At 61.0% G+C, this 23,336-nt stretch carries 28 protein-coding genes; 13 read left to right on the forward strand and 15 right to left on the reverse strand.

What is annotated here, in order from left to right; all coding sequences use genetic code 11:
• The first annotated feature begins 647 nt into the window (after positions 1–647).
• Together AC19YT_RS24425 and AC19YT_RS24430 are read left to right on the forward strand one after the other, a co-directional pair.
• Positions 648–968 carry a 2OG-Fe(II) oxygenase gene (locus AC19YT_RS24425; protein WP_500611173.1) on the forward strand — a complete coding sequence of 107 codons (321 nt, stop codon included), beginning with the start codon at positions 648–650 and terminating at the stop codon, positions 966–968.
• Between the two features lie 204 nt (positions 969–1,172).
• Positions 1,173–1,448, forward strand: a complete 276-nt coding sequence (locus tag AC19YT_RS24430; protein WP_500611174.1) for a hypothetical protein — start codon at positions 1,173–1,175, stop codon at positions 1,446–1,448.
• A 1,130-nt stretch (positions 1,449–2,578) separates the two neighbouring features.
• Here AC19YT_RS24430 and yihG read toward each other — a convergent pair.
• From yihG to AC19YT_RS24445, 3 genes are read right to left on the reverse strand one after another with little or no spacing between them, the layout of a single operon-like run.
• Positions 2,579–3,484, reverse strand: coding sequence for a 1-acylglycerol-3-phosphate O-acyltransferase, YihG family (gene yihG, locus AC19YT_RS24435; protein WP_500611175.1), 906 nt, complete (start codon positions 3,482–3,484; stop codon positions 2,579–2,581).
• Complete coding sequence (gene pta, locus AC19YT_RS24440; RefSeq protein ID WP_500611176.1) at positions 3,485–5,584, reverse strand: phosphate acetyltransferase; 2,100 nt, start codon at positions 5,582–5,584, stop codon at positions 3,485–3,487.
• 58 nt (positions 5,585–5,642) lie between these two features.
• The gene (locus AC19YT_RS24445; RefSeq protein WP_500611177.1) at positions 5,643–5,981 is read right to left on the reverse strand and encodes a DUF3565 domain-containing protein; all 339 of its coding nucleotides are present in this window, start codon (positions 5,979–5,981) and stop codon (positions 5,643–5,645) included.
• Between AC19YT_RS24445 and AC19YT_RS24450 the strand changes: the two genes are divergently transcribed.
• The 3 genes from AC19YT_RS24450 (at position 5,950) to AC19YT_RS24460 (ending at position 8,302) form a co-directional block, all read left to right on the forward strand.
• Positions 5,950–6,435 carry an FKBP-type peptidyl-prolyl cis-trans isomerase gene (locus tag AC19YT_RS24450; protein ID WP_095107854.1) on the forward strand — a complete coding sequence of 162 codons (486 nt, stop codon included), beginning with the start codon at positions 5,950–5,952 and terminating at the stop codon, positions 6,433–6,435. The genes AC19YT_RS24445 and AC19YT_RS24450 overlap by 32 nt on opposite strands.
• Before the next feature lie 123 nt (positions 6,436–6,558).
• Positions 6,559–7,041, forward strand: coding sequence for a glutathione peroxidase (locus tag AC19YT_RS24455; protein WP_095107855.1), 483 nt, complete (start codon positions 6,559–6,561; stop codon positions 7,039–7,041).
• A 157-nt stretch (positions 7,042–7,198) separates the two neighbouring features.
• Entirely contained in the window at positions 7,199–8,302 is a 1,104-nt protein-coding gene (locus tag AC19YT_RS24460; RefSeq protein ID WP_095107856.1) for an NADH:flavin oxidoreductase, read from the forward strand.
• On the opposite strand, the gene AC19YT_RS24465 is transcribed toward AC19YT_RS24460, so the two are convergent.
• Together AC19YT_RS24465 and cysZ are read right to left on the reverse strand one after the other, a co-directional pair.
• Positions 8,271–9,521 (reverse strand): glycosyltransferase family 4 protein, encoded by a 1,251-nt coding sequence (locus tag AC19YT_RS24465; RefSeq protein ID WP_500611178.1) that lies wholly within the window; start codon positions 9,519–9,521, stop codon positions 8,271–8,273. The genes AC19YT_RS24460 and AC19YT_RS24465 overlap by 32 nt on opposite strands.
• Before the next feature lie 42 nt (positions 9,522–9,563).
• Entirely contained in the window at positions 9,564–10,319 is a 756-nt protein-coding gene (gene cysZ, locus AC19YT_RS24470) for a sulfate transporter CysZ (RefSeq protein WP_095107858.1), read from the reverse strand.
• A 313-nt stretch (positions 10,320–10,632) separates the two neighbouring features.
• Between cysZ and trxB the strand changes: the two genes are divergently transcribed.
• Entirely contained in the window at positions 10,633–11,595 is a 963-nt protein-coding gene (trxB, locus tag AC19YT_RS24475) for a thioredoxin-disulfide reductase (protein ID WP_095107859.1), read from the forward strand.
• Positions 11,596–11,660: 65 nt separating this feature from the next.
• Here the strand turns inward: trxB and AC19YT_RS24480 are convergent, their stop codons facing one another.
• The 6 genes from AC19YT_RS24480 to AC19YT_RS24505 all read right to left on the reverse strand — a co-directional run bounded on the left by AC19YT_RS24480 (position 11,661) and on the right by AC19YT_RS24505 (position 14,609).
• Positions 11,661–11,999 (reverse strand): HopJ type III effector protein, encoded by a 339-nt coding sequence (locus AC19YT_RS24480; RefSeq protein ID WP_500611179.1) that lies wholly within the window; start codon positions 11,997–11,999, stop codon positions 11,661–11,663.
• Positions 11,992–12,288, reverse strand: a complete 297-nt coding sequence (locus tag AC19YT_RS24485) for a DUF1244 domain-containing protein (protein WP_095107861.1) — start codon at positions 12,286–12,288, stop codon at positions 11,992–11,994. Before AC19YT_RS24485 ends, AC19YT_RS24480 begins: the two co-directional genes overlap by 8 nt.
• 20 nt (positions 12,289–12,308) lie before the next feature.
• Entirely contained in the window at positions 12,309–12,680 is a 372-nt protein-coding gene (gene folX, locus AC19YT_RS24490; protein WP_095107862.1) for a dihydroneopterin triphosphate 2'-epimerase, read from the reverse strand.
• 2 nt (positions 12,681–12,682) lie between these two features.
• Entirely contained in the window at positions 12,683–13,243 is a 561-nt protein-coding gene (folE, locus tag AC19YT_RS24495; protein ID WP_095107863.1) for a GTP cyclohydrolase I FolE, read from the reverse strand.
• Between the two features lie 23 nt (positions 13,244–13,266).
• On the reverse strand, positions 13,267–13,977 hold the full coding sequence (folM, locus tag AC19YT_RS24500) for a dihydromonapterin reductase (RefSeq protein WP_095107864.1): 711 nt from the start codon (positions 13,975–13,977) through the stop codon (positions 13,267–13,269).
• Positions 13,978–14,039: 62 nt separating this feature from the next.
• Complete coding sequence (locus AC19YT_RS24505; protein ID WP_095107865.1) at positions 14,040–14,609, reverse strand: antibiotic biosynthesis monooxygenase; 570 nt, start codon at positions 14,607–14,609, stop codon at positions 14,040–14,042.
• A gap of 211 nt (positions 14,610–14,820) precedes the next feature.
• Here AC19YT_RS24505 and AC19YT_RS24510 point away from each other — a divergent pair, with 211 nt between their 5' ends.
• On the forward strand, positions 14,821–15,771 hold the full coding sequence (locus AC19YT_RS24510; protein WP_095107866.1) for a MerR family transcriptional regulator: 951 nt from the start codon (positions 14,821–14,823) through the stop codon (positions 15,769–15,771).
• Between the two features lie 5 nt (positions 15,772–15,776).
• On the opposite strand, the gene AC19YT_RS24515 is transcribed toward AC19YT_RS24510, so the two are convergent.
• Positions 15,777–16,382 (reverse strand): hypothetical protein, encoded by a 606-nt coding sequence (locus tag AC19YT_RS24515; protein ID WP_095107867.1) that lies wholly within the window; start codon positions 16,380–16,382, stop codon positions 15,777–15,779.
• A gap of 51 nt (positions 16,383–16,433) precedes the next feature.
• Positions 16,434–16,907, reverse strand: a complete 474-nt coding sequence (locus AC19YT_RS24520; RefSeq protein ID WP_095107868.1) for a PAS domain-containing protein — start codon at positions 16,905–16,907, stop codon at positions 16,434–16,436.
• A gap of 153 nt (positions 16,908–17,060) precedes the next feature.
• Here AC19YT_RS24520 and AC19YT_RS24525 point away from each other — a divergent pair, with 153 nt between their 5' ends.
• A complete protein-coding gene (locus AC19YT_RS24525; RefSeq protein WP_095107869.1) occupies positions 17,061–17,513 on the forward strand; it encodes a flavodoxin in 453 nt (150 codons plus the stop codon).
• Here the strand turns inward: AC19YT_RS24525 and AC19YT_RS24530 are convergent.
• Positions 17,506–18,390: a LysR substrate-binding domain-containing protein gene (locus AC19YT_RS24530; RefSeq protein ID WP_095107870.1), complete on the reverse strand. Its 885-nt coding sequence runs from the start codon at positions 18,388–18,390 to the stop codon at positions 17,506–17,508. The genes AC19YT_RS24525 and AC19YT_RS24530 overlap by 8 nt on opposite strands.
• 95 nt (positions 18,391–18,485) lie before the next feature.
• On the opposite strand from AC19YT_RS24530, the gene AC19YT_RS24535 reads away from it, so the two are divergent.
• The 5 genes from AC19YT_RS24535 (at position 18,486) to AC19YT_RS24555 (ending at position 22,516) form a co-directional block, all read left to right on the forward strand.
• On the forward strand, positions 18,486–18,872 hold the full coding sequence (locus AC19YT_RS24535) for a CidA/LrgA family protein (protein WP_095107871.1): 387 nt from the start codon (positions 18,486–18,488) through the stop codon (positions 18,870–18,872).
• Positions 18,862–19,548 carry an LrgB family protein gene (locus AC19YT_RS24540; RefSeq protein ID WP_095107872.1) on the forward strand — a complete coding sequence of 229 codons (687 nt, stop codon included), beginning with the start codon at positions 18,862–18,864 and terminating at the stop codon, positions 19,546–19,548. The genes AC19YT_RS24535 and AC19YT_RS24540 overlap by 11 nt, the downstream gene beginning before the upstream one ends.
• Before the next feature lie 129 nt (positions 19,549–19,677).
• Complete coding sequence (locus AC19YT_RS24545) at positions 19,678–20,460, forward strand: class II aldolase/adducin family protein (RefSeq protein ID WP_500611180.1); 783 nt, start codon at positions 19,678–19,680, stop codon at positions 20,458–20,460.
• Complete coding sequence (locus AC19YT_RS24550) at positions 20,460–21,362, forward strand: alpha/beta fold hydrolase (protein ID WP_500611185.1); 903 nt, start codon at positions 20,460–20,462, stop codon at positions 21,360–21,362. The genes AC19YT_RS24545 and AC19YT_RS24550 overlap by 1 nt, the downstream gene beginning before the upstream one ends.
• Positions 21,363–21,604: 242 nt before the next feature.
• A complete protein-coding gene (locus tag AC19YT_RS24555; protein WP_095107875.1) occupies positions 21,605–22,516 on the forward strand; it encodes an SDR family oxidoreductase in 912 nt (303 codons plus the stop codon).
• A 7-nt stretch (positions 22,517–22,523) separates the two neighbouring features.
• Here the strand turns inward: AC19YT_RS24555 and AC19YT_RS24560 are convergent, their stop codons facing one another.
• Complete coding sequence (locus AC19YT_RS24560; protein ID WP_500611181.1) at positions 22,524–23,291, reverse strand: N-acetylmuramoyl-L-alanine amidase; 768 nt, start codon at positions 23,289–23,291, stop codon at positions 22,524–22,526.
• Positions 23,292–23,336 lie beyond the last annotated feature (45 nt).

Below are 23,336 nucleotides of genomic sequence, written 5' to 3' on the forward strand. Positions count from 1 at the left end.
TAAACGCTTCGATTTCAAATGTCCGATCGAAATGATGGGCGAGGTGATGCAGAACGCCATGACTATGCGGCACGATGCGCCCGCTTCAATTCAATAACCGTGTTGCACTCAGCTCCTGCAACCGCCGGGAATAGTGTTGTTGACAGGAGGCGAGTTGTGGGGCTGGAAATAAATAAAAACATGTGCGCACATCTCTACTCTCATATTTGTGGTCGAGAGCGGTAGCGTATGGCATTAAACGATTAAAAATCACCAGTCATCGTGCGTAGCCGTAGATCGTAGTCTTATGACTTGCACGGATTGCAAGTTCGCTGTCTTTGCTATTTGTACTTTCACTATTGATGTTGAAACGGGATTTCAGCGAAAAGGAGAGCGCGTGAAAATCGAAAAATCGAGCAGATAAATGACGAAATATTAGTAAATGATGATTTCTTAACCCGTGATGAAGAGGAGCACATAAATCACAATTTTAAGGTGCTGTCTGGAGATATAATTGGCCAAACTATGAGCAGCTTCCATTTGTCAGACCTTGCTGGCACGTATTTATTGCCGGTAAAGGTCGTCCTGATCGCCAGTCTTGTGCAGACGAGCTTGAGGCTAGCGAGTTGTGGAGTTTTCTTGCCGGTTTTTGGAAGAGGTTCTTAACGTTGCATAGCTTCGATATCACCTTATTAGGTGTCTATGCGAACGGGCAAACATTTGGACAGGACACAATTATTCATCGAGATAACAAGACGCATCCTGGACTAACAGTCATCATTTTCTGTAATGAGCATTGGCCGACCTCTTGGGGCGGGGAGTTGGTTTTTTATGATGATAAAAAAGAAAACGTTATCAAGTCCGTACTTCCTAAGTCGCGGAGGGTGGTAATTTTCGATGGGCGAATTCCACATGCCGCAAGGTCGCCTTCGGTTAAGTGTGATCAGGTAAGAATGACGCTTGCCTTTAAAACTGTTATCAAGGAGTAAGTTATGGCAGGGAAAGCCGTAATGTTTGTAGGTGTTGTTAATGAAGGTGTGACTGTCGGCTCCGGCGCGACGGCAGTTTCGGATCAATTTATAGTCAACGGGACCGGAATGGTACTGCTGAATTAGACGGCGCAAACCGGTGCAGTGATTGCGAGTGTGACGTCTGTGACGAAGTTGGCGGGTCCTTACGTGCCGATAGTAAGTATGCCTGCCAATATTGTCGCAGGCACAATTACGTTTCTGAAAATAGGAATAGATGTGAGAGATGGCGCCAAGATAGAGGCAGGTGATATTTTAAGTCTTGTCGGGAATGTAGCTGGTGTCATAGCTACAATGGCAGTGTTAGCTGGGGCTGCGCCTTCGCTCATTGTCGGTTTAGGAATTATTACTGCCGGAGCAGGAGTTTATTCAATTTGGAGCACGGAAACATTTAGAAAGATAACAACAAGCGCCGCAAATTTTTTGCAACTACGGTATTAGATAGTTACCTTGACTATGTTTGCGCGCCGGATATGCAGATCCTGCATAAATATACGATCAGAGATACGTACGGCAATCAAATGCTTTCTTGCAATTGGATGCCTGGGACAGGAGAGTTAGTACCACTACCCGTGGTAATTCCTTATCCCTTAAATGAGGGTGGAGGAGTCTATGTTCCTCCGCTCCCAGTCGTACCATTTCCAATTCCCGATGTTATTCCGACTATAACTATCGGGCCGCTGGAGTTTCCTGGCAATGCTGATGATAATGGTGATGAATACGGCTGCTGCACGGGCGGTAGTGACGGATATGTTTAGGACGGCATCAATTTTTGGAGAGAGACGAATGATTGCGTTTAGGCTTTTGCTGATATGCGGCTAACTCTAGCCGAGGAAGTGCCGATGAGTGATCATCGGCTACTTGGTGGTTAGTCCGTTAACAGAATCATTAGAGTTGCCCGCGTTGGCACTCAGGAGGTTGGGAGATGGGAGCGAGGTACGAAATCCCCCCCCGGTTATGTGCCTGGTATTTTCGGAACTGGTTTTTTACTTGCACTTCTTGGATTATTCTCCTTGGGGGTTTTTTATCATTATGATCGGATATTGGAAATACCTTCTGCCCCAAAGACAGTCGTATTGAAAGCCGCTTTTGTACATAAAGATATTTCAAGGATTTCAAAAACTACGTCGAATCTTTATCTGTGTGTTGGCACAGGTGATGAAATTCATGATTATGTCATTGAGGCTTCTACTGAGGATGTCCGAAACTTGAATATTATAAAGTCGCGCAAGCTGTGGGTAGCCATAGAGCAGGAGCGGAGCGAGCGATTTGTTTGGGCGGTGTATGATCATAATTTTGAGTTGTTGATAAGTCGTCAGAAAATTCTGGAATGGGCGCGATACAAGAACATTGTGAATTATTTTATAGTCGTCGCGTGGGGCGTTTTGTCTCTGTTTTTACTGTTTATTCTTTGTAAGTATGGTGTTTGGAATAGAGTTTTAGCGCGAAGGAAAGCGTCAAGTAGTCTTGGATTGAAATGCGGGAATTAGCTCTGGCTTTTATAAATGCCCGCCGGTGAGCGATCATCGGCGGTTTTTTTGTGATCGTTCCTACGCGGAGCGTGGGAGCGGTCATTGCGTCCGTGGATACTCCCGATGCATCTGCTCCAGCAGCGCATCCTTGTCTTCCCACAGCTGATTGATCCAGCCCTGGAACTGCAACCGGTACTCGCCGTCCTGTTCGTAGTTCTTGCCGATGAACTCGGGCGGGATCTGCACTTCCTCGAAATGCACCACCACCTCCTTGACGTTACCGCACAGCAAATCCCAATAGCCGGGGCGCCCACCGGGGTAGTGGATGGTCACGTTGACGATGGATTGGAGCTGTTCGCCCATGGAGTCCAGAACAAAGGCGATACCGCCGGCCTTGGGCTTGAGCAGGTAGCGGAACGGCGACTGCTGCTGGGCATGCTTGCTGGGGGTGAAGCGCGTGCCCTCGGCGAAGTTGAACATGCCCACCGGGTTATTGCGGAACTTGGCGCAGGTCTTGCGCGTGGTTTCCAGGTCCTTGCCCTTTTTTTCCGGGTGTTTTTCCAGGTAGGCCTTGGAGTAACGCTTCATGAACGGAAAGCCCAGGGCCCACCAGGCCAGGCCGATCACCGGGACCCAGATCAGCTCTTGCTTGAGGAAGAACTTCAGCGGGCGGATGCGGCGGTTGAGCACGTACTGCAGCACCATGATGTCGACCCAGCTCTGGTGGTTGCTGGTAATCAGGTACGAGTGCTGGTAGTCCAGGCCCTGCAACCCCTCTAGGTGCCAGCGGGTGCGGCATACCAGGTCCATCCAGGCTTTGTTGTTGCTGATCCAGGCTTCGTGGGTGTGGCTCATCAGCCACGCGGTGAAGCGTTGCGTGAGGGCGAACGGCAGCACCTTGAAGATCGCCACGCAGAACAGGAACGAGCACAGCAGGATCGTGTTCAGCGCCAGTAAGAGCGAGGCGATCACCCCGCGCACGGGGGCAGGCAGAAATTCCAGCATTTAGGCATCCATAGGTCGGTTGGCCGCTTGAATCGCGGTGAGGGCGATGGTGTACACGATGTCATCGACTTGCGCGCCGCGGGGCAGGTCGTTCACCGGTTTGCGCAGGCCTTGCAACATCGGCCCCAGGCTGACGCAATCGGCGCTGCGCTGCACCGCCTTGTGGGTGGTGTTGCCGGTGTTGAGGTCGGGGAACACGAACACCGTGGCCTTGCCCGCCACCAGGCTGTTGGGCGCCAGTTGCCGGGCGACGTGTTCATTGGCGGCGGCGTCGTATTGCAGGGGGCCGTCGATCAGCAGGGTGCTTTGCGCCTCGTGGGCCAGCAGGGTGGCTTCGCGGACTTTCTCCACTTCCTCGCCACTGGCCGACTCACCGCTGGAATAGCTAATCATCGCCACTCGCGGGGTGATGCCGAACGCGGCGGCAGAGTCGGCACTTTGCAGGGCGATTTCCGCCAGTTCCGTGGCGCTGGGGTGGGGGTTCATCACGCAGTCGCCGTACACCAGCACCTGGTCGGGGAACAGCATGAAGAACACCGACGACACCAGGGTACAGCCAGGCGCGGTCTTAATCAGTTGCAGGGCCGGGCGAATGGTATTGGCGGTGGAGTGGATGACCCCGGACACCAAGCCGTCCACCTCATCGAGCGCCAGCATCATGGTGCCGATCACCACGGTGTCTTCCAGTTGCTGCTCGGCCATGGGCGCGTTCAGGCTTTTGGTTTTGCGCAGGGCCACCATAGGCTCAACGTAGCGCTCGCGAATCAGGTCCGGGTCGAGAATTTCCAGGCCTTCGGGCAGTTCGATGCCCTGGGCACGGGCCACGGCTTGCACATCGTCCGGTTTGGCCAGCAACACGCAGCGGGCGATGCCACGGGCCTGGCAAATGGCCGCGGCCTGTACGGTCAGCGGGTCGCTGCCCTCGGGCAACACGATGCGCTTGTTGGCGAGCTGGGCGCGCTGGATCAACTGGTAGCGGAACACCGCCGGGGTGAGGCGCATTTCCCGTGGGGTGCCGCAGCGCTGGTGCAGCCATTTGGCGTCCAGGTGGCTGGCGACGAAGTCGGTGATGATCTGCGCACGTTCGCGGTCATCGATGGGGATTTCCTTGTTTAAACCGTTCAACTGGTTGGCGGTGTCGTAGGAACCGGTGCTCACCGACAACACCGGCAACCCGGCCTGCAACGCGCCACGGCACAGGTCCATGATGCGCGGGTCGGGCAGGGTATCGCTGGTCAGCAGCAGGCCGGCCAGGGGCACGCCGTTGATCGCCGCGAGGCTGACGGCGAGGATGATGTCGTCGCGGTCCCCCGGGGTCACCACCAGCACGCCGGGCTTGAGCAGCTCCACGGTGTTGCGCATGGTGCGCGCGCAAATGATGATTTTGCTCATGCGCCGGGTTTCGTAGTCCCCGGCGTTGAGCACCTGGGCGCCCAACAGGTCGGCCACGTCGCGGGTGCGCGGGGCATTAAGTTCGGGTTGGAACGGAATGCAACCCAGCAGGCGGAAATCGCCACTGCGCAGCAACGGCGAGTGCTCCTTCAGGCGCGCGGCGAAGGCCTCCATGCTTTCGTCGGTTTTCACCTTATTGAGGATCACACCCAGCACTTTCGGGTCTTTCGGCCCGCCGAACAGTTGGGCCTGCAACTCCACGCGCCCGGAGAGTTCGGTGAGCACTTCGTTTTCCGGGGCCGAAACCAGGATCACCTCGGCATCCAGGCTCTTGGCCAGGTGCAGGTTGACCCGTGCGGCATAGCTGGCGCTGCGGGTCGGCACCATGCCTTCGACCACCAGCACGTCCTTGCCCACGGCCGCTTGCTGGTAAAGGGTGATGATTTCTTCCAGCAGTTCATCGAGCTGGCCATCGCCCAGCATCCGCTCGACATGGGCCAGGCCCAGGGGCTGCGGCGGTTTCAGGCCGTGGGTGCGGGCCACCAGTTCGGTGGAGCGCTCCGGGCCTGTGTCGCCCGGGTGGGGCTGGGCGATGGGTTTGAAGAAGCCGACTTTCAGCCCGGCCCGTTCGAGGGTGCGCACCAGCCCGAGGCTGATGGAGGTCAGGCCCACGCCAAAATCGGTGGGTGCGATAAAAAAAGTTTGCATGCGGATTCTCGGAAGTTGCATGGCAGGCGCTGGCCTATAACTGGCCTTTTGCCGGGTATCAGCCGCTAAGGTTATCGCTAACCGGGCCTTGAGCACACCAACCGCAGTCAAAGGGCTGGCCTATTTTTGCCTGGCGCGCGTGCGCATCCTCGACCCAGGCCCGCGATTGCCAGGGCGGTTGGTGGCGCAGGTGCTGGCTATGGCCGCACGACAGCAGCGCAACCCAGTGGCCATCTTCGTCCTGATGAAAACCGCTGACCGTACTGCCCCCTGGCATCGGCCGTTTGTCCGGGTTGTGGTCGCTTTCGCTCGTTTGCTTCGCTAAACTTGCCCGTTCTTCATTCTTATGCAAAAGGTCTCGCCCCATGCTGATCGCCGCCAATAAGGCTGTCTCCATCGACTATACCCTGACCAACGACGCTGGTGAGGTCATCGACAGCTCAGCCGGCGGCGCGCCGCTGGTCTACCTGCAAGGCGCAGGCAACATCATCCCGGGCCTGGAAAAAGCCCTCGATGGCAAGAGCGTCGGTGATGAACTGACCGTGGCCGTTGAACCTGAAGATGCCTACGGCGAATACGCTGCCGAACTGGTCAGCACCCTGAGCCGCAGCATGTTCGAAGGCGTCGACGAGCTGGAAGTGGGCATGCAGTTCCACGCGTCGGCACCGGATGGCCAGATGCAGATCGTCACCATCCGCGACCTGGACGGCGACGACGTGACCGTTGACGGCAACCACCCATTGGCCGGCCAGCGTTTGACCTTCCAGGTCAAGATCGTTGATATCCGTGACGCCAGCGAAGAAGAAATCGCCCATGGTCACGTGCATGGCGAAGGCGGTCATCACCACTGATTTTGTGGGCTAAGCTCACTGATCTGGAAAGGCGCCCGAGGGCGCCTTTTTAGTCGGTGGCAGTTGGCGATGGTGAACGCTGTCGGCAGGTTTCAAGAAAACACGGGAATTTTGGAGTTCGCCATGAGTGCTTTTCACGACCTTAATCTCACCGCCCTGGACGGCAAGGCCCTTCCTCTGACGCCGCTCAAGGGGCAAGTCGTGCTGGTGGTCAACGTCGCCTCCAAGTGCGGGTTGACGCCTCAGTACGCAGCGCTGGAAAACCTCTACCAGCAATTCAAGGGCCAGGGTTTCAGTGTGCTGGGCGTGCCGTGCAACCAGTTTGCCGGGCAGGAGCCGGGCACGGGCCAAGAGATCCAGGATTTCTGCAGCCTCAACTACGGCGTGAGCTTCCCGCTGGCCGGCAAGCTGGACGTTAACGGGCCGGAACGCCATCAGCTGTATCGCCTGCTGGCGGGCGAGGGCGCGGAGTTTCCGGGGGACATCACCTGGAACTTCGAGAAATTCCTCGTCGGCAAGGACGGCCGCGTCTTGGCGCGTTTCTCGCCGCGCACCGCACCGGATGATGTAAGCGTGGTGCAGGCCATCGAAAAAGCCCTGGCCTGATGGCGTGCACGGCGGGAGGCGGCGCGCTCGCGCCGAACCTCGCCTGCGCTTACTTGTAGGCTTCTACCCCTTAATCACCGGAATCAATAGTGCTGTTCAGTGCTGTGATGGCTCCATATTATTGCCGTCATAAAATCCTGTGCGTGCGGAGAATGCGATGCCTGTCCAAGCCTTGTTCAAACCCTTTCAGCTCGGCTCCCTGGAGCTGCCGACCCGCGTGGTGATGGCGCCCATGACCCGTTCGTTCTCGCCCGGCGGCGTGCCCAATTCCAAAGTTATCGAGTACTACCGCCGCCGCGCCGCGGCCGGCGTGGGCCTCATCATTACCGAGGGCACTACCGTTGGGCACAAGGCCTCCAACGGCTACCCGAACGTGCCGCATTTCTATGGCGACGCGGCCCTGGCCGGGTGGAAGAAAGTCGTGGACGCGGTGCACGCCGAGGGCGGCAAGATCGTTCCGCAGTTGTGGCACGTGGGCAGCGTGCGTCGCATCGGCACCGAGCCGGACGCCAGCGTGCCGGCCTATGGCCCGATGGAAAAACTCAAGGACGGCCAGGTGGTGGTCCACGGCATGACGAAGCAAGACATCCAGGACGTGATCGGCGCCTTCGCCCAGGCCGCCAAGGATGCCCAGAGCATCGGCATGGACGGCGTGGAAATCCACGGCGCCCATGGTTACCTGGTGGACCAGTTCTTCTGGGAGGGCAGCAACCAGCGCACCGACGAATACGGTGGCAACCTGGCCAATCGCTCGCGTTTTGCCATTGAACTGATTCAGGCCGTGCGTGCGGCGGTCGGTAAGGATTTCCCGATCATCCTGCGGTTTTCCCAATGGAAGCAGCAGGATTACACCGCTCGCCTGGTGCAAACCCCCGAGGCGCTGGCGGAGTTTCTCCAGCCGTTGTCCGACGCCGGGGTGGATATTTTCCACTGCTCGACGCGGCGGTTCTGGGAGCCGGAATTCGAAGGCTCTGACCTCAACCTGGCCGGTTGGACCCGGCAACTGACCGGCAAACCGACCATCACCGTGGGCAGCGTGGGCCTGGACGGCGAATTCCTGCAATTTATGGTCAACACCGACAAAGTCGCCCAACCGGCGAGCCTGGAAAAACTCCTGGAACGCCTGAACAACGACGAGTTCGACCTGGTAGCCGTGGGCCGCGCCCTGCTGGTGGACCCGGACTGGGCTGTGAAAGTGCGCGAAGGCCGCGAGCAGGACATCCTGCCGTTCAGCCGCGAAGCCCTGATGAGCCTGGTTTAAGGGCGTCCGGGGTGGCGTTCCCCGCGCCACCCTCAAGGGCCGCCACACCCTTGGCCGACGCACTCGCCGCGCGCAAATACCCTTCCAACTCTTCGATCACTGCCGGCCAGCCTTGGCGGCCGGCGTGTTGCCGGGCATTGAGGCGCACTCGGCGCAGGCTTTCGCGCTCTTCCAGCAACCAGGCCGCCGCATCGCAGAACGCCGCCTCGTCGCCGGGCATCGCCAGCACGCCGTTGTAGCCGTGGCGAATATGCTGGGCGGCGGCAGCCTGGTCATACGCCACCACACCCAGGCCTGAAGCCAGGGCTTCGAGCACGACGTTGCCGAAGGTCTCGGTGAGGCTGGGGAACAAAAATACGTCCCCCGAGGCGTAGTGCTCGGCCAGTGCCTCGCCGCATTGCGCACCACAGAACACGGCATCGGGCAGGTCTTTTTCCAGCGAGCCACGCTGCGGCCCATCGCCCACCAGGATCAACCTCATGCGCCGCTGTGGATAACTGCTGCACAGGGTCGCGAAGCAGCGTTGCAGCAGGCCGAGGTTTTTTTCCGGGGCCAGGCGCCCGATGTAAATCACCGCGATATCGTCGTTCTCCAGGCCCCACTGGCGGCGCAGCTCATCGCGGCGTTTGGCCGGGTTGAACAGGTGGCTGTCCACACCGCGAGTAAGCAGGGCCAAACGCTCGAAGTGGCGCCGTGCCAACTCCAGGTGTTGGCTGAGGCTGGGCACCAGGGTCAGGTGCGAGCGGTTGTGGAACCCGCGCAGGTAGTGGGTCAGCAGGCGGCTCAGTGGCCCCAGGCCATACAGGCGCGAATACTGCTGGAAATTGGTATGAAAGCCGCTGACCACCGCTATCCCCAGGCGCCGCGCCGCGCGTAGGGCCGACAGCCCCAGCGGGCCTTCGGTGGCGATGTACAGCACATCCGGGCGTTGGCGTTTCCAGCGGCGCAGCAGCTTGTGCATCGACGATTGCCCCCACTGCAATCCCGGGTAACCCGGCAGTGGCCAGCCCCGGCAGAGCATGAGGAGCTCGTCGTTGGGGCGGTTGTGGTCAGCGGGTTGGCGCGGGCGGACCAACTCAATGCGATGGCCGCGCGCGCGCAAGCCATCGCAGAAGTGGGCCAGGGTGCTGGCCACGCCGTTGATTTCCGGGGGGAAGGTTTCGGTAACCAGGGTGATGCGTAGGGCGGCTGTCATGGCCTGAGTGTCACCCCGGGCCATGTCGTGCAGATGTCAGTGCGGTGATGGATTTATGACGCCGGTTCAGCCTTGGTGGGTAGGCAGGTTCTCGGCGCCGCGCTCGCGCACCCAGAACAGTGTGGCGCCGGCCACGGCAGCCGGCATCATCAGGATGTTGACCACCGGAATCAGCAGCGCCACGTAGACGATGCCGCCGAAGCCCAGGCTCTGCCAGCGCTTCTCGCGTAGCCAGGCGAGCATTTCATTCCAGCCCAGCTTGTGGTTGTCCGCCGGGTAGTCGATGTATTGGATGGCCATCATCCACACGCCAAACAGCAGCCACAGCGGCGCGGCGATCAGGTTGACCACGGGGATGAACGAGAGGATGAGCAGCGCGAGGGCCCGGGGCAGGAAGTAGCCCAGCTTGCGCATTTCCCGCGCCAGGGTGCGGGGCACCATGGCGAACAACTCGCCCCAACTGAAGGCCGGGAAGTCATCGGTGCCGCGTACCACTACTTCGACTTTCTCCGCGAGGAAACCGTTGAACGGCGCGGCGATGATGTTGGCCAGCATCGTGAAGCTGAAAAACACCATCAGCACCACCAGCACCACGAACAAGGGCCACAGCACATAGCTGAGGAAACTCAGCCAGTCGGGCAGCGACGGCATCAGCGTATCGACCCACAGGCTGAAGTAATGGCCGGCCAGGTAGATCAATCCGACGAACAGCACCAGGTTGATGAGCAGCGGCAACAGGACGAACAGGCGCAGGCCCGGGCTCAAGACCAGTTTCAGGCCTTCGCGCAGGTATTGCGGGCCGGACAGAACGGGGGCGGGCATAAAGGGTTCCTTGCAGTGAGAAAACGCGCCGACCTTACCGGCTTTGCCCCGGGGGTGAAAGCACAGTGATGGCCTCGACATTAGCTGTAACAAAGGGGCTGTTAAACAGAGGCGTTACAGATAGAGACCACCTATGAGCTGGATTGTTAAACCGTATTTCCTTAATCTTCCCCCCCTCGATACGCTGCACCCACTATTTTTCAGGGCTGCCGGTTTCAAGCCTTCCCCAAGCGCTTTGGCAACCCTTTTTTTATTTCCGCAGGTTTATCGGTTCCGTGCCCTTGCTGCCCGAACCGATCAATAGGAGTGAGTCATGCCTGAAGTCCGTCATTCGCGAGTGATTATTCTCGGTTCCGGCCCTGCCGGTTACAGCGCGGCGGTCTACGCTGCCCGTGCCAACCTCAAGCCGCTGCTGATTACCGGCATGCAGGCCGGCGGCCAACTGACCACCACCACCGAAGTCGACAACTGGCCCGGCGACGTCCATGGCCTGACGGGCCCTGCCCTGATGGAGCGGATGAAAGAGCACGCCGAGCGCTTTGAAACCGAGATCGTGTTCGACCATATCAATGCGGTGGATTTCGCCTCCAAGCCGTACAGCCTGACCGGCGATAGCGCCGTCTACACCTGCGATGCGCTGATTATCGCCACCGGCGCCAGCGCCCGTTACCTGGGCCTGCCGTCCGAAGAAACCTTCATGGGCAAAGGCGTTTCGGCATGCGCGACCTGCGATGGCTTCTTCTATCGCAACAAGGAAGTGGCCGTGGTTGGCGGTGGCAACACCGCCGTGGAAGAGGCCCTGTACCTGGCCAACATCGCCAGCAAAGTGACCCTGATCCACCGTCGCGAGACTTTCCGCGCCGAGAAGATCCTGATCGACAAGCTGCATGCGCGGGTTGCCGAGGGCAAGATCGTGCTCAAGCTCAACGCCACCCTGGACGAAGTGCTGGGCGACAACATGGGTGTGACCGGTGCGCGCCTGAAGAACAACGACGGCAGCTTCGACGAGCTGAAAGTCGATGGCGTGTTCATCGCCATTGGCCACACCCCGAACACCTCGTTGTTTGAAGGCCAACTGACCCTCAAGGATGGCTACCTGGTCATCAAGAGCGGCACCGAAGGCAACGCCACCGCCACAAGCGTGGAAGGTATCTTCGCCGCAGGCGACGTGGCCGACCACGTGTACCGCCAGGCCATCACCTCGGCCGGCGCAGGCTGCATGGCCGCTCTGGACGCCGAGCGCTACCTGGACGACCTGCAGAACGCAGCGCTCTAAGGCGCTGCAACGAAAAAACCGGCTTGAGTTTCAGGCCGGTTTTTTTATGCCTGTAAGGGCCGGGTTCAGCGCCGGCTCAGGGGCGGGGCGGTGAACTGTACGCCAGCCAAACCATGGGCGATCAATGCACGGATATTGCCGTGGTCGCTGCCTTCGGGCGTGGCCAGGACCGAACGGTAGTGCTCGCCAAAGGCCAGCAGCGCATGCTGGTCGCTCAAACCTTCAAGCAAGGCCAGGCCCAGGGTCTTGCACGAGCCTTCGTTCTGCCCGGCGGCATTTGCTACGCCACCGTTGGTGAAGGCCTGGGGCTGGTAGTCGTAGCCCGCGGCGATAAAGGCCAGGGTGTCGGCGAAGGCGTGCGCGCCGCTGTCGAGGCTGGCACGCAGGGTGTCGAGGTCAGTCATGGGTTTTTCCTTTGGCGAACGCCGCTTGCTGCTCGGCGCTGGCTTCTTTCTGGTATTGGCTTTTCCACTGGGCGTACGGCATGCCGTACACCACTTCGCGGGCGTCATCGAGGCTGACCTCGATCTGGCGCTCGTCGGCCTCGGCCTTGTACCACTTGGACAGGCAGTTGCGGCAGAACCCGGCGAGGTTCATCAGGTCGATGTTCTGCACATCCTTGCGGCTGTCCAGGTGCGCCACCAATCGACGAAAGGCGGCGGCTTCGAGTTCCAGGCGTTCTTGAGGAGACATAGGGGCAGGGTCCGGGAGGGTTAACGGCTGGCCGCCAGGGTGATCGACACCGACTCGGCAAAGCGCAGGGCATGGGGTTTGTCCACTTCGACTTCGGCGTACAGCACCGAGGCGTTTTGCATCACCAGGTCCAGCAGTTCCTGGGTCATGCGCTCGAGCAGGGCAAAGCGGTTGCCCTCGACGTGGGCGATGATGGCCTTGGTGATGGTGCGGTAGTTCAGGGCGTGGTCGATATCGTTGTCGCGCACGGCATCCTGGGCGGCGTAGAGAATGGTCAGGTTAATCAGCACATCCTGCTTGTTGAGGATTTCGTCCTCATTGATGCCGATAAAGGTGCGCAGGCGCAGGTCCTTGACGCGGATGCGGGCCATTGCTGGTTGTAGTTGTGGCATTGCTACTTGCTCCGTCCAATCAGTTGCAGGAATTCCTGGCGGGTGTTGCTCGACTCGCGAAAGGCGCCGAGCATCACCGAGGTGTTCATGGTCGAGTTCTGCTTCTCGACCCCGCGCATCATCATGCACATGTGTTTGGCTTCAATCACCACCGCCACGCCGGCGGCCTGGGTGACCTGCTGCACCGCGTCGGCGATCTGCCGCGTGAGGTTCTCTTGGATCTGCAAGCGCCGCGCGTACATATCGACGATGCGCGCGATCTTCGACAGCCCCAGCACCTTGCCGGTGGGGATGTACGCCACGTGGGCCTTGCCGATAAAGGGCAGCAGGTGATGTTCGCACAGTGAGTACAGCTCAATGTCGGCAACGATCACCATCTCGTCGCTATCTGACGCGAACAGGGCGCCATTGACGATGTCCTCCAGGCTCTGCCCATAGCCGTGGCAAAGGTACTGCATGGCCTTGGCGGCGCGTGCCGGGGTGTCTTGCAAGCCTTCGCGCGTGGGGTCTTCGCCCAGGCCGATGAGGATTTGCCGGTAATGCTGGGGCAGGGACAGCGTCATACAACATCCTCCGCGGGGGCCGCCTACTTGAGGTGCCGCCCGCCATTGACGGTCAGGGTGGTGCCTGTGACACAAGGGCTTTGCAGCAGATAACGCAGGCCCTGGTAAATCGCCTCGCTACCGGGCGCAACGCCCATCACCGATTTGGCCAAGGCCTTGGCCCGGTAGGCCGCGTCATCGCCCTCATTGAACAGCACCAGGGCCGGGGCGATAGCGTTGACCTTGATGTGCGGCGCATAGCGGGCGGCGAACGACAGGGTCAGGCTGTCCAGCCCGGCCTTGCTGGCGCAGTAGGCGATGTGGTTGCTGCTGCCCTTGCGCGTCACGTCGTCGCTGATGTGGACGATATCCGCCGGGCTCGAGCGCTCCAGCAGCGGCGCGCAATGCAGGTTGATGAGGTAGGGCGCGAGCATGTGCACGCTGAACATCTGCGTGAAGGCTTGCGCCTCATCGCCCGCAGGTTCCTTCAGCCACGCCGAGGCGTTGTGGACGATGGCGCGCAGGCTGTCGGTGTGGGTTTTCAGTTCGCCGATAAAGGCCAGGATGCTGGCCTCGCTGGAAAAATCCGCGAACAGCGTTACCGCGCCCCGCTCGCGAAGGGTTTGCAGGCCGGGGCGTTCGCTGCGGTAGCTGACAATCACCGGGTGGCCGGCCTCGAGCAGGCGCAGCGCACAGTGCAGGCCGACACGCTGGCTGGCGCCGGTGATAAGAATCGGGGCTGGGGGCTGGGTCATGTACGGCTCGCGTCACAGGTAGGGCAAAACTATACCAGCGACGGGCCATCAGCGCCCCGCGCTTATGGGTTCTGCGCAGCGGTCGGGGCGGGCAGGGCGCGGGTCGCCGTGGCGTTGAGCCAATTAGCCAACAGGCGCGTGGAGAGTGGGATGAACAGGTACACCATCAGCGGCGTCAGGGCCAGGGTACTGACGAACACTCGGCTTAGCAGTCCCAGGTCGGTGAGCCACGGGCCCAGCAGCCAGTTGAACAGCAGCGACACTGGAAAGAACGCCAGCCAGATCGCCACGGCTTGCTTCCAGCGTGGCGGGCGCGCGCCGCTGGTGCCGAACCAGCCGTCGATGCCGCGTACCCGATGTTCCGAAGGGTGGGCGAACAGGTCGCTGCCACGGGCGAGCCACGCTGTACGCGAGACAGAATGCTCCCAGGCGTGCAGGGTCTGTTCATTGGCGAAGCGGAAGATGATCTGGAATTCGTTATCGTCGGGCGGTGGGGCCAGTACGCCGGACCCGAGGTAGCCGGGGAAGTCGGTGGCCAGTTGCTCGCCTTCGTGGAGCCAGGCAATCAGGTCCTGATAGCGGCCATCGGCAACGCGGCGCGCCACCATCAGGGTGACGGGTGAGGTCGACATGGGTTTATCTCCGTAATGCTGACGCGCGTTCCCGGGTAGGGGCGCACTGCACGCAGCGCCGGGGTGGTGGGCTGCGTTGAAATTCAGGCAAGGATTATTCCCGATTCCATCAAATACACCAGCGCGGTGTGCGACAAACTGCACTTGATATCCCCAGGTGAGCCGGGGATAGAATGGGATCCAATACTTTTTCGGACCTTTCCCGCAGAACATGCCTGTTATCACCGAACTTCACGGATCTTCCACGGCGTCCCGACAGCTCCAGCAAGAAGACCTGTTCCCGATTCGGGAAGTGTCACGCCTGACTGGCGTCAACCCGGTCACCCTGCGTGCCTGGGAGCGGCGCTATGGTTTGATCGTGCCCACACGCACCGAAAGTGGGCATCGCCTGTATTCCATGACCGATATCGAGCGGGTGCGCAGCATCCTGCACTGGATCGAACGCGGTGTGGCGGTGAGCAAGATCGGCCGGATCCTGGCTAAAAACAGCAGTGTTCACGCCTATGCCGACGCGCCAGGCGCCCGCCAGGAATACGAACAGTGGCAAAGCCGCCTGCGCGGTGCCCTCGCTGCCTTTGACGAGCGGCACCTGGAGCGGCTCTATGGCCAGGTATTCGCCAGCTACCCCGTGGCGGTGGTGTTCCAGGACATTCTGCTGCCGTTGTGGAAAAGCCTTATGCAGCAGCCCCGGGGCTTTGGCCAGGCCAGCGAATGGCTGATGCTCGACAGCTTTCTGCGCACCCGGGTGTCTCAACGCTTGCTGTTTTTGCGCGGCGAACAACCGCACAAGATCCTGCTGAGCGCCCTTACCGAACCCAGCTACGAACTCGAATTGCTGGTGGCGGCGCTGTTGCTGGGTAACGAGCAGGTTGAGGTGCGGGTGTTGGCGCTGGGCCAGCCTTTCGATGAATTGACCTTGCTGTGCGAGCGGATCAAGCCCCAGGCGCTGGTGCTGTTCGGCAACCATGCCCCGGCGCCGGAGTGGCCACGGCGCCTCAATCGCCTGGCGATGAGCCTGGATTGCCCGCTGATGCTGGCGGGCGCTACCGCTGACCTGCTTCAGGAAAGCCTGGCCGGCACCTCGATCGGTCGCCTGGGTAGCGAAGGGCCTTTGATGCAGCGGCGGTTGATGCGGTTTCTCAGCGGTACGCTGGATACCTGAGTGGCTCAGCTATGCAGGGCCGGATGGCTGAGGCGGTGCTGTTGCAGGATGAACTGGCGCAGGCGCTCGGTTTCGTCCGTGTCGCTCTGGTTCAGGCGATAGGCGAAGAAGCCTTGGGCGGTTTCGCGCTCGAAGCTGCCGCGCAGGGCAATGCGCTCATAGCCTGAGGGGCTGAACCACTGGGCGAACTGGCGCGGCGGCTTGGTGCGGTTGCGGATTTCCACCAGCACGCCTTTGAACGACACCTCGTGTACCCACAGGGCTGCGGGCTGGCCATGGGCATTCTCCAGGGGCACCGGCTCTTCCAGCGCCAGGCGCCAGGGGCGAACCATCGGCCCGTCTTCAAAAATACTCGGCACACCCAGGCGCAGGTGCAAGGCGTGGAATTCGTCTTCCACCAGGTGCAGGGGAAAGGTCATCTGCTGGTTTTCGAATTGCGCTTGAATCGTCACTTGCTCGTTGGCCGCCAGGCGCGTGAGCAGATCGCGGATCTGCGAACCGCCGTTGACCAACAGGCTCGAGGTCGCATCCCGCACATTGAGCTGCGGGTTGTGCTGCATGGTCTGGATGAAATCCAGCTCATCCTGGGTCAGGAGGGTGTCACGGTGCATGGCGAACTCGAGAAAAAGGGCAGGTTCAGGGGTGATTGTAGTTAATGACAATTAATTCGCGGTCTTGTTTGCGCCGCCCGTCGCCTGGAGCGCGCTTAATTGCGCCTGCAACTCGGCCACTTGGTTTTCCAGCTTCTGCACCCGTTGTTCAGCGCGAACCTGGGCCGAGACATCCTTCTGCACCCCGACTATGTACGTCTGTTGGTCGTTCTCGTTGAGCACCGTCGATAACGACAGCTCGTTCCAGAACGGCGTGCCGTCCTTGCGGTAGTTGCGCAGCACTTCGCGGCACGAGCGGCGTCGGTTGAGGGCGTCGCGGATCAGCGCCAATGCCGGTTGGTCGCGGTCGCCGGCCTGCAAAAAGCGACAGTCCTGGTACAGAATCTCGTCGCTGCTGTAGCCGGTCATGCGCTCGAAGGCCGGGTTCACGTAGATGAGGATGTTGTCTTCGCCTTCTTTCTCGGCGATGACGATGCCGTCGTGGGAGGCGTTGATGACCATTTGCAGCAGGTGGGCATTTATCATCGGCAAGCTGTCCGGTCATTCGCGGTAGCCGGGGATTTTAAGGCAAGATCGGCAACTGTCCACTTGCCATCATTTCTAATTGAGAGGCAGTCGCATTTTTTTCCTGCGCACTGCTAGTATCGCGGTCTTTGTATCAGCCTCAGGATCAGATTGATGAAAGTCGCCATTCTTAACGGTTCGGTGTACGGCGTATCGGAAGACGTCGCACAGAACGCTGCGAAATTGCTCAAAACCGCGGGTTTCGATGTGATGCACAACCCCCGGGCAAGCCTGGAGCAGTTCCTGGAATTTGCCCCCGACGCCCTGTTGGCGGTGACTTCGACCACCGGCCTGGGCGAGCTGCCAGACAACCTGCAAGGGCTGTATGCCAGCCTTCGTGACCAGTTGCCCGGTGCCTGGCGCGGTTTGCCCGGCGGCGTAATCGGCCTGGGCGATTCGTGCTACGGCGACACCTTTTGCAGTGGCGGGGAGCAAATGCACGAACTGTTCGAGGAGTTGGGCGTGCGTGAGGTGCTGCCGATGCTGCGCCTGGACGCTAGCGAAACCATCAACCCGGACCGCGATTCCGAGCCATGGATCGCCGACTTCATCCACGCCCTCAAGTAACCGGGCGCTCGCGCAACAGGGCCAGCCAGGCCTGGGCAGCCTTTGACAGGTACGCGCCCTCGCGCCAGATAAAGGCAATGTCCCAACGCAAATAGTCCGGCGCCCGCAACGGGCGCAGGATAACGCCTTCGCGCACCAGGCCTCGCGCCACCAGCCGCGGCAGCAGCACCACGCCCTGGCCCGCGGCCACCAGCGCCGCGAGAAAATCGGCCTGGCCACTGCGCCCGCCCTCGCGGGGGGTGAAGCCCAGTTGCTGGCAAGCCTGGTGCAAACGGTCATTGAGGACAAAACTGCGCTGGTACAGCAGGAACGGCGTATCTGCTAATTCTTCCAGGCCAATCACAGCCTGCCCGGCCAAGGGATGATCGGCGGGCAGCAAGGCGTCCAGCGGCTCGTCGCAGAAGGGCTGGAAGGCAAATTGCGGGTCCTTGGGTTGCAGGCTGCCGCCCAGCTCCAGTTCGCCACTGAGCACCGCTTGCTCGATGCTACGGCTGCCGCCCTCCAGCAAATACACGGTGATGTTGGGGTAACGTCGGCGATATTCGGCAAACAACCCGGCAAACAGCGCATCACTGCCCAGCAACGGCAGGCCCAGGCGCAGTTCGCCCCTGGCCAGTTGGCTTAAGTCGTCCAGTTCACTGAGCAATTCGTTGTGCTGGCGGAGCATGGCTTCGCCCCGTTGCAGGACGACTTGGCCAGCGGCGGTGAGGCGGATATGGGAGCCGAGGCGATCCAGCAGCGGGGTGCCCAGGCTCTGTTCCAATTGGGCGATTTGCTTGCTGACTGCCGATTGGCTGACGTTGAGGGTTTTCGCCGCTTGGGTGAAGCCGCCCTGGTGGATGACTTCGACGAAGCTGCGCAGGTGTTTGAATTCCATGGTGTGATTCTAGTTTGGAATGGCTTGTAGTCTAACAATTCGTTTTGGGGATGGAAGGGGTTTCTTTAAACTGAGCCTCTCTGAGGACCCCCACCATGAAACCTGTTGCGTTAAAACATCTGGCCCGCCTATTGGGCGAGTTGGCGATCCTGTTGGCGATCTACCTGTTGGGCTGCCAGTTGGCGGTGTGGCTGGGTTGGCCGATTCCCGGCGGGGTGATTGGCCTGGCGTTGCTGTTGTTGGCGTTCGCCTCGGGCGTGGTCAAGCCTGCCGCGTTGCAATTGGGCGCGGGCCTGCTGTTGGCGGAAATGCTGCTGTTTTTTATCCCGGCGCTGATGAGCCTGTTGGACTACGGCAGCCTGCTACGCCATGACGGCTGGCGCATCCTGCTGGTGATTGGCGTCAGCACCTTGCTGGTGATGCTGGTCACCGCGTTCACCGTGGAATGGGTGTGCCGCTGGAGGACTCGCCATGACGTTTGAACCGATGCCGGTGTTCTGGCTGCTGCTGACCCTGGGCGCGTACCTGTTCAGCCGTTGGCTCTACCGGCGCACCGGGCGCTATGTGTTGTCGCCGCTGATCCTCGTGCCGGCGCTGCTGCTGGCTCTGGCGGTGCCGCTGCACACGGCCTACGCCGAATACGCCCGCAACACCCATTGGCTTATGTTGGTGCTGGGGCCGGTGACCGTGGCCTTCGCGGTGCCAATCTGGCAGCAACGGCGTTTGCTTGCCCGGCACTGGTCGGCGCTGTCGCTGGGCATGCTGGCAGGCAGCGTGGCCTCGATTGCCAGTTCCTACGGTTTGGCCAAGGCCCTGGCGCTGGACAGTTCGGTAACCATGTCCCTGGTGCCGCGCTCCATCACCACGCCCTTTGCCATGCCCCTGGCCCACGATCTGGGCGGCGTGCCGGAGCTGACGGCCGTGTTCGTGATGTTCACCGGGGTGTTCGGTGCCTTGCTCGGCGGCATTCTGCTCAAGTGGCTGCCGCTGCGCAGCGCCCTGGCCCGCGGTGCGCTGTTCGGCGTGGGCGCCCATGGTGCCGGGGTCAGCCGCGCCCAGGAAGTGGGCGGTGAAGAGGGCTCGGTGGCGGGCCTGGTGATGGTCCTGACCGGGTTGCTCAACCTGTTCGCCGCGCCATTGTTGGCCGCCCTGTTGTAGCAACCTTGCGCCAGGATGACTCCCTCGGCCAGTAAGCTGGCTGCCAATGCAACTACGGCGCACGCGCCACCTGACTAGACTGCCAGGACATTCGCTGAACAATAAAAACCCAACGCGAGGTCCGTTGCCGTGAGCCCAGCCCCAGCCCCGTCGTCCACCAGTGTCAAAGACCTCGTCAGCGCCGCCGAATGGCAGGCCCGCGTTGACCTGGCGGCCTGCTATCGCCTGGTGGCGATGCACGGTTGGGATGACCTGATCTTCACCCACATCTCGGCTAAGGTGCCGGGCACCGAAGATTTTCTGATTAACCCGTTCGGCCTGATGTTTCACGAAATCACTGCCTCCAGCCTGGTCAAGGTCGATCAGGCCGGGCGCAAACTGATGGCCAGCCCCTACGAGATCAACCCCGCCGGTTACACCATCCACAGCGCGGTGCATGAAGTGCGCCACGACGTAGCCTGCGTCATGCACACCCACACCGCCGCCGGCGTGGCCGTGTCGGCCCAACGCCAGGGCGTGCTGCCCATCAGCCAGCAGTCGCTGTTCGTGCTGTCGAGCCTGGCTTACCACGCCTATGAAGGGGTGGCCCTCAACCCTGAGGAAAAGGCCCGGCTGCAAGCCGACCTGGGGCCGAATAACTTTCTGATGCTGCACAACCATGGCCTGCTGACCTGTGGCGGCACCATCGCCGACACCTTCTTGATGATGTTCACCTTCCAGCGCACCTGCGAAATCCAGGTGCTGGCGCAAAACGGTGCGGCGCAGTTGATCCACATCGAGCCGCAGATCCTCGCCGGCGCCAAGGCGATGGTCGCCGGTGTCACCAAAAGTGCCCAGGGCATGGGTGGCGCGCTGGCCTGGCCGGCGCTGCTGCGCAAACTCGATCAACACCACAGCGGATACCGCGAATGATGCCACTGGCCGAGATCCCCCTGAGCGTGTGGCGCAAACGCGCGCAGAGCTTTACGTTTCGCGGCCACCGCATCCGTTACTGGGCCGCAGGCCAGGGCGAACCGCTGCTGCTGATCCACGGGTTCCCCACCGCCAGTTGGGACTGGCACTACCTATGGCAACCATTGGCCCAACGCTACCGGGTGATTGCCTGCGACATGCTCGGCTTCGGCGACTCCGACAAACCGCGCCAGCACCGCTACAGCCTGATCGAGCAAGCCGACCTGCAACTGGCCTTGCTCGCCCACGTGCAGGTCAGTGAGCCCGTGCATGTGCTGGCCCACGACTACGGCGACAGCGTTGCGCAAGAGTTGCTGGCCCGCCATTACGAAGGCCGCAGCGCCCTGGCCAGTTGCGTGTTCCTCAACGGTGGGCTGTTCCCGGAAACCCACCGCCCGGTGCTGATGCAAAAACTGCTGCTCAGCCCCTTGGGCTGGATGATCGGCCGGGCGTTCAGCCGCGATACGCTGGTCAAGAACTTCCGGCAGATCTTCGGCCCCCACACCCGCCCCAGCGAGAGTGCCCTGGACGACTTCTGGAGCCTGGTGGCCAGCAACCACGGGCCGCGCGTCTTGCACCGGCTCATGGCTTACGTGCCCGAACGGCGCGTGCACCGCGACCGCTGGGTCGCCGCCATGCAGCGCGGTGATTTACCGCTGCGGGTGATCGACGGCGAAGCCGACCCGGTGTCGGGTGGCCACATGGTGGCGCGCTACCGGCAACTGATCCCCGGCGCCGACACCGTGATCCTGCCCGGCATCGGCCATTACCCCCACGCGGAAGCGCCGGTGCAGGTGCTGTGGCATTACCTGGCTTTTCGCGAACAACTGGCCGCGCCGCCGCGTATCCGCGCCTGTTCCTGAGCACCTGTAACACGCGGGCTTGCCCGCGCTCGGCGGCATGGCGGGCGTAAAAATGGATGGGCACACCTCCGTCAGGGCTGCTTCGCACCCCCGCGCGGGCAAGCCCGCTTGCTACAGAGCAAATCCGGCGCTTTATCCCCCAGCCTTATCGCGCACCATTCAGCGTGGGCCGTGTTTATTGTGACCAGAACGCCGGTGCCCGACACTCGGGGCATTAGTCATTGGCCCTGCGGGAGTTCGTTATGAGTGAGTCTGTGCGCTTGGAAGATAAAGTCGTGATTGTCACCGGTGCCGGCGGTGGCCTGGGGCGGGCCCACGCGCTGCTGTTTGCGCGCCATGGCGCCAAGGTGTTGGTCAACGACCTTGGCGGTTCGGCCCAGGGCGAAGGCGCCAACGCTTCGGCCGCCGACCGCGTGGTGGCTGAAATCCGCGCCGCCGGCGGCACCGCCGAGGCCAACCACGACTCCGTCACCGATGGCGAAAAAATCGTGCAGAACGCCCTCGATGCTTTCGGTCGCGTCGATGTGCTGGTCAACAACGCCGGCATCCTGCGGGACAAAAGCTTCCACAAAATGGACGACAGCGACTGGGACCTGGTGTACCGCGTCCACGTCGAAGGCGCCTACAAGGTGACCCGCGCCGCGTGGCCGCACCTGCGCGAGCAAAACTACGGGCGGGTGATTTTCACCGCGTCCACCTCGGGCATCTACGGTAACTTCGGCCAGGCCAACTACGGCATGGCCAAGCTTGGCCTCTATGGCCTGACCCGCACCCTGGCCATCGAGGGCCGCAAGAACAACATCCTGGTCAACGCCATCGCCCCTACGGGCGGTACGCGCATGACCGAAGGCCTGATCCCGCCGCAAGTGTTCGAGCAACTCAAGCCGGAACTGGTCAGCCCGCTGGTGGTGTATCTGGGTAGCGAAAACTGCCAGGAAACCAGCGGCCTGTTTGAGGTTGGCGGCGGCTGGATCGGCAAGGTGCGTTGGGAGCGCAGCCTCGGCGCCGGGTTCGACCCCCGTGCAGGCTTCTCGCCGGAAGATGTCGCCGCCCACTGGCAGCAGATCTGCGACTTCGACGGGGCGGCCCACCCCAAGGACAACATCGAAGCCTTGAAGGAAATGATGGCCAACCTGCAAAAGTACGCCCTCTGACCCGCCCTCAAGGCATGTACTTGCTCACCAGCGCCGCCAGGTTGGCGGCGGTTTGCACATCCAGCACGCCGTTGTAGTTCTCGGGCCGAAAGTGCAACTGGAAGGCCCGCACCAAACGCTGGAAACCCACCTCAGTGGTCGCGGCGCCAACGTCGTAGCCATATTTCTTGAACAGCGCGATCACCTCGGCCCGCGCCGGCACGCCATTGGCGCTGTAGGTGCTGGCGAAGCGCTCTTGGGTGGCGGGGTCGAACCAGGCCCCGATGCCGCGCAAATACAGCTCATGCCAGGGAAACATCGGCCCCGGGTCGCTCTTGCGGCCCACGGAGATATCCGAGTGGCCCAGCACATGGGTCGGGCTGATATCCGGGTGGCGTTGCAGGATGTCTTTGGCCAGTTGGGCGATGGCTTCGACCTGTTGCGGGTGATAGGGCGGGAAGGTGAATTGGCCCTGGTTGTCGCTGGCCTGGTTGACCACCTCGATGCCGATGGAGGTGTCGTTCAGGTTATTGCGCCCGGCCCAACTGCTGACTCCAGCGTGCCAGGCGCGCTTGTCTTCATCCACCAGGTTGAATATCTGCTGTTCGGTGAAACCGGCCTGGCGGTAAGTGGGGTCGACAATATTGGGCACCAAGTAATGGGCACTGACATTCGGCCCGGTCAGGGCATTGACCGAGACTGAAAAGTTGGCCGCGGTGTAGTGCATGATTAAAAAACGTACGCGGCCATTAAAGCCTGTTGTTGAGCGATAACGCGTAGTGTTGATGGGGAACATAAAGGTGCCTGAATAAGTGGGGTTAAACCAAGGCGCATGCCTCGC

The organism is Pseudomonas sp. MF08875 (genome assembly GCF_059862525.1).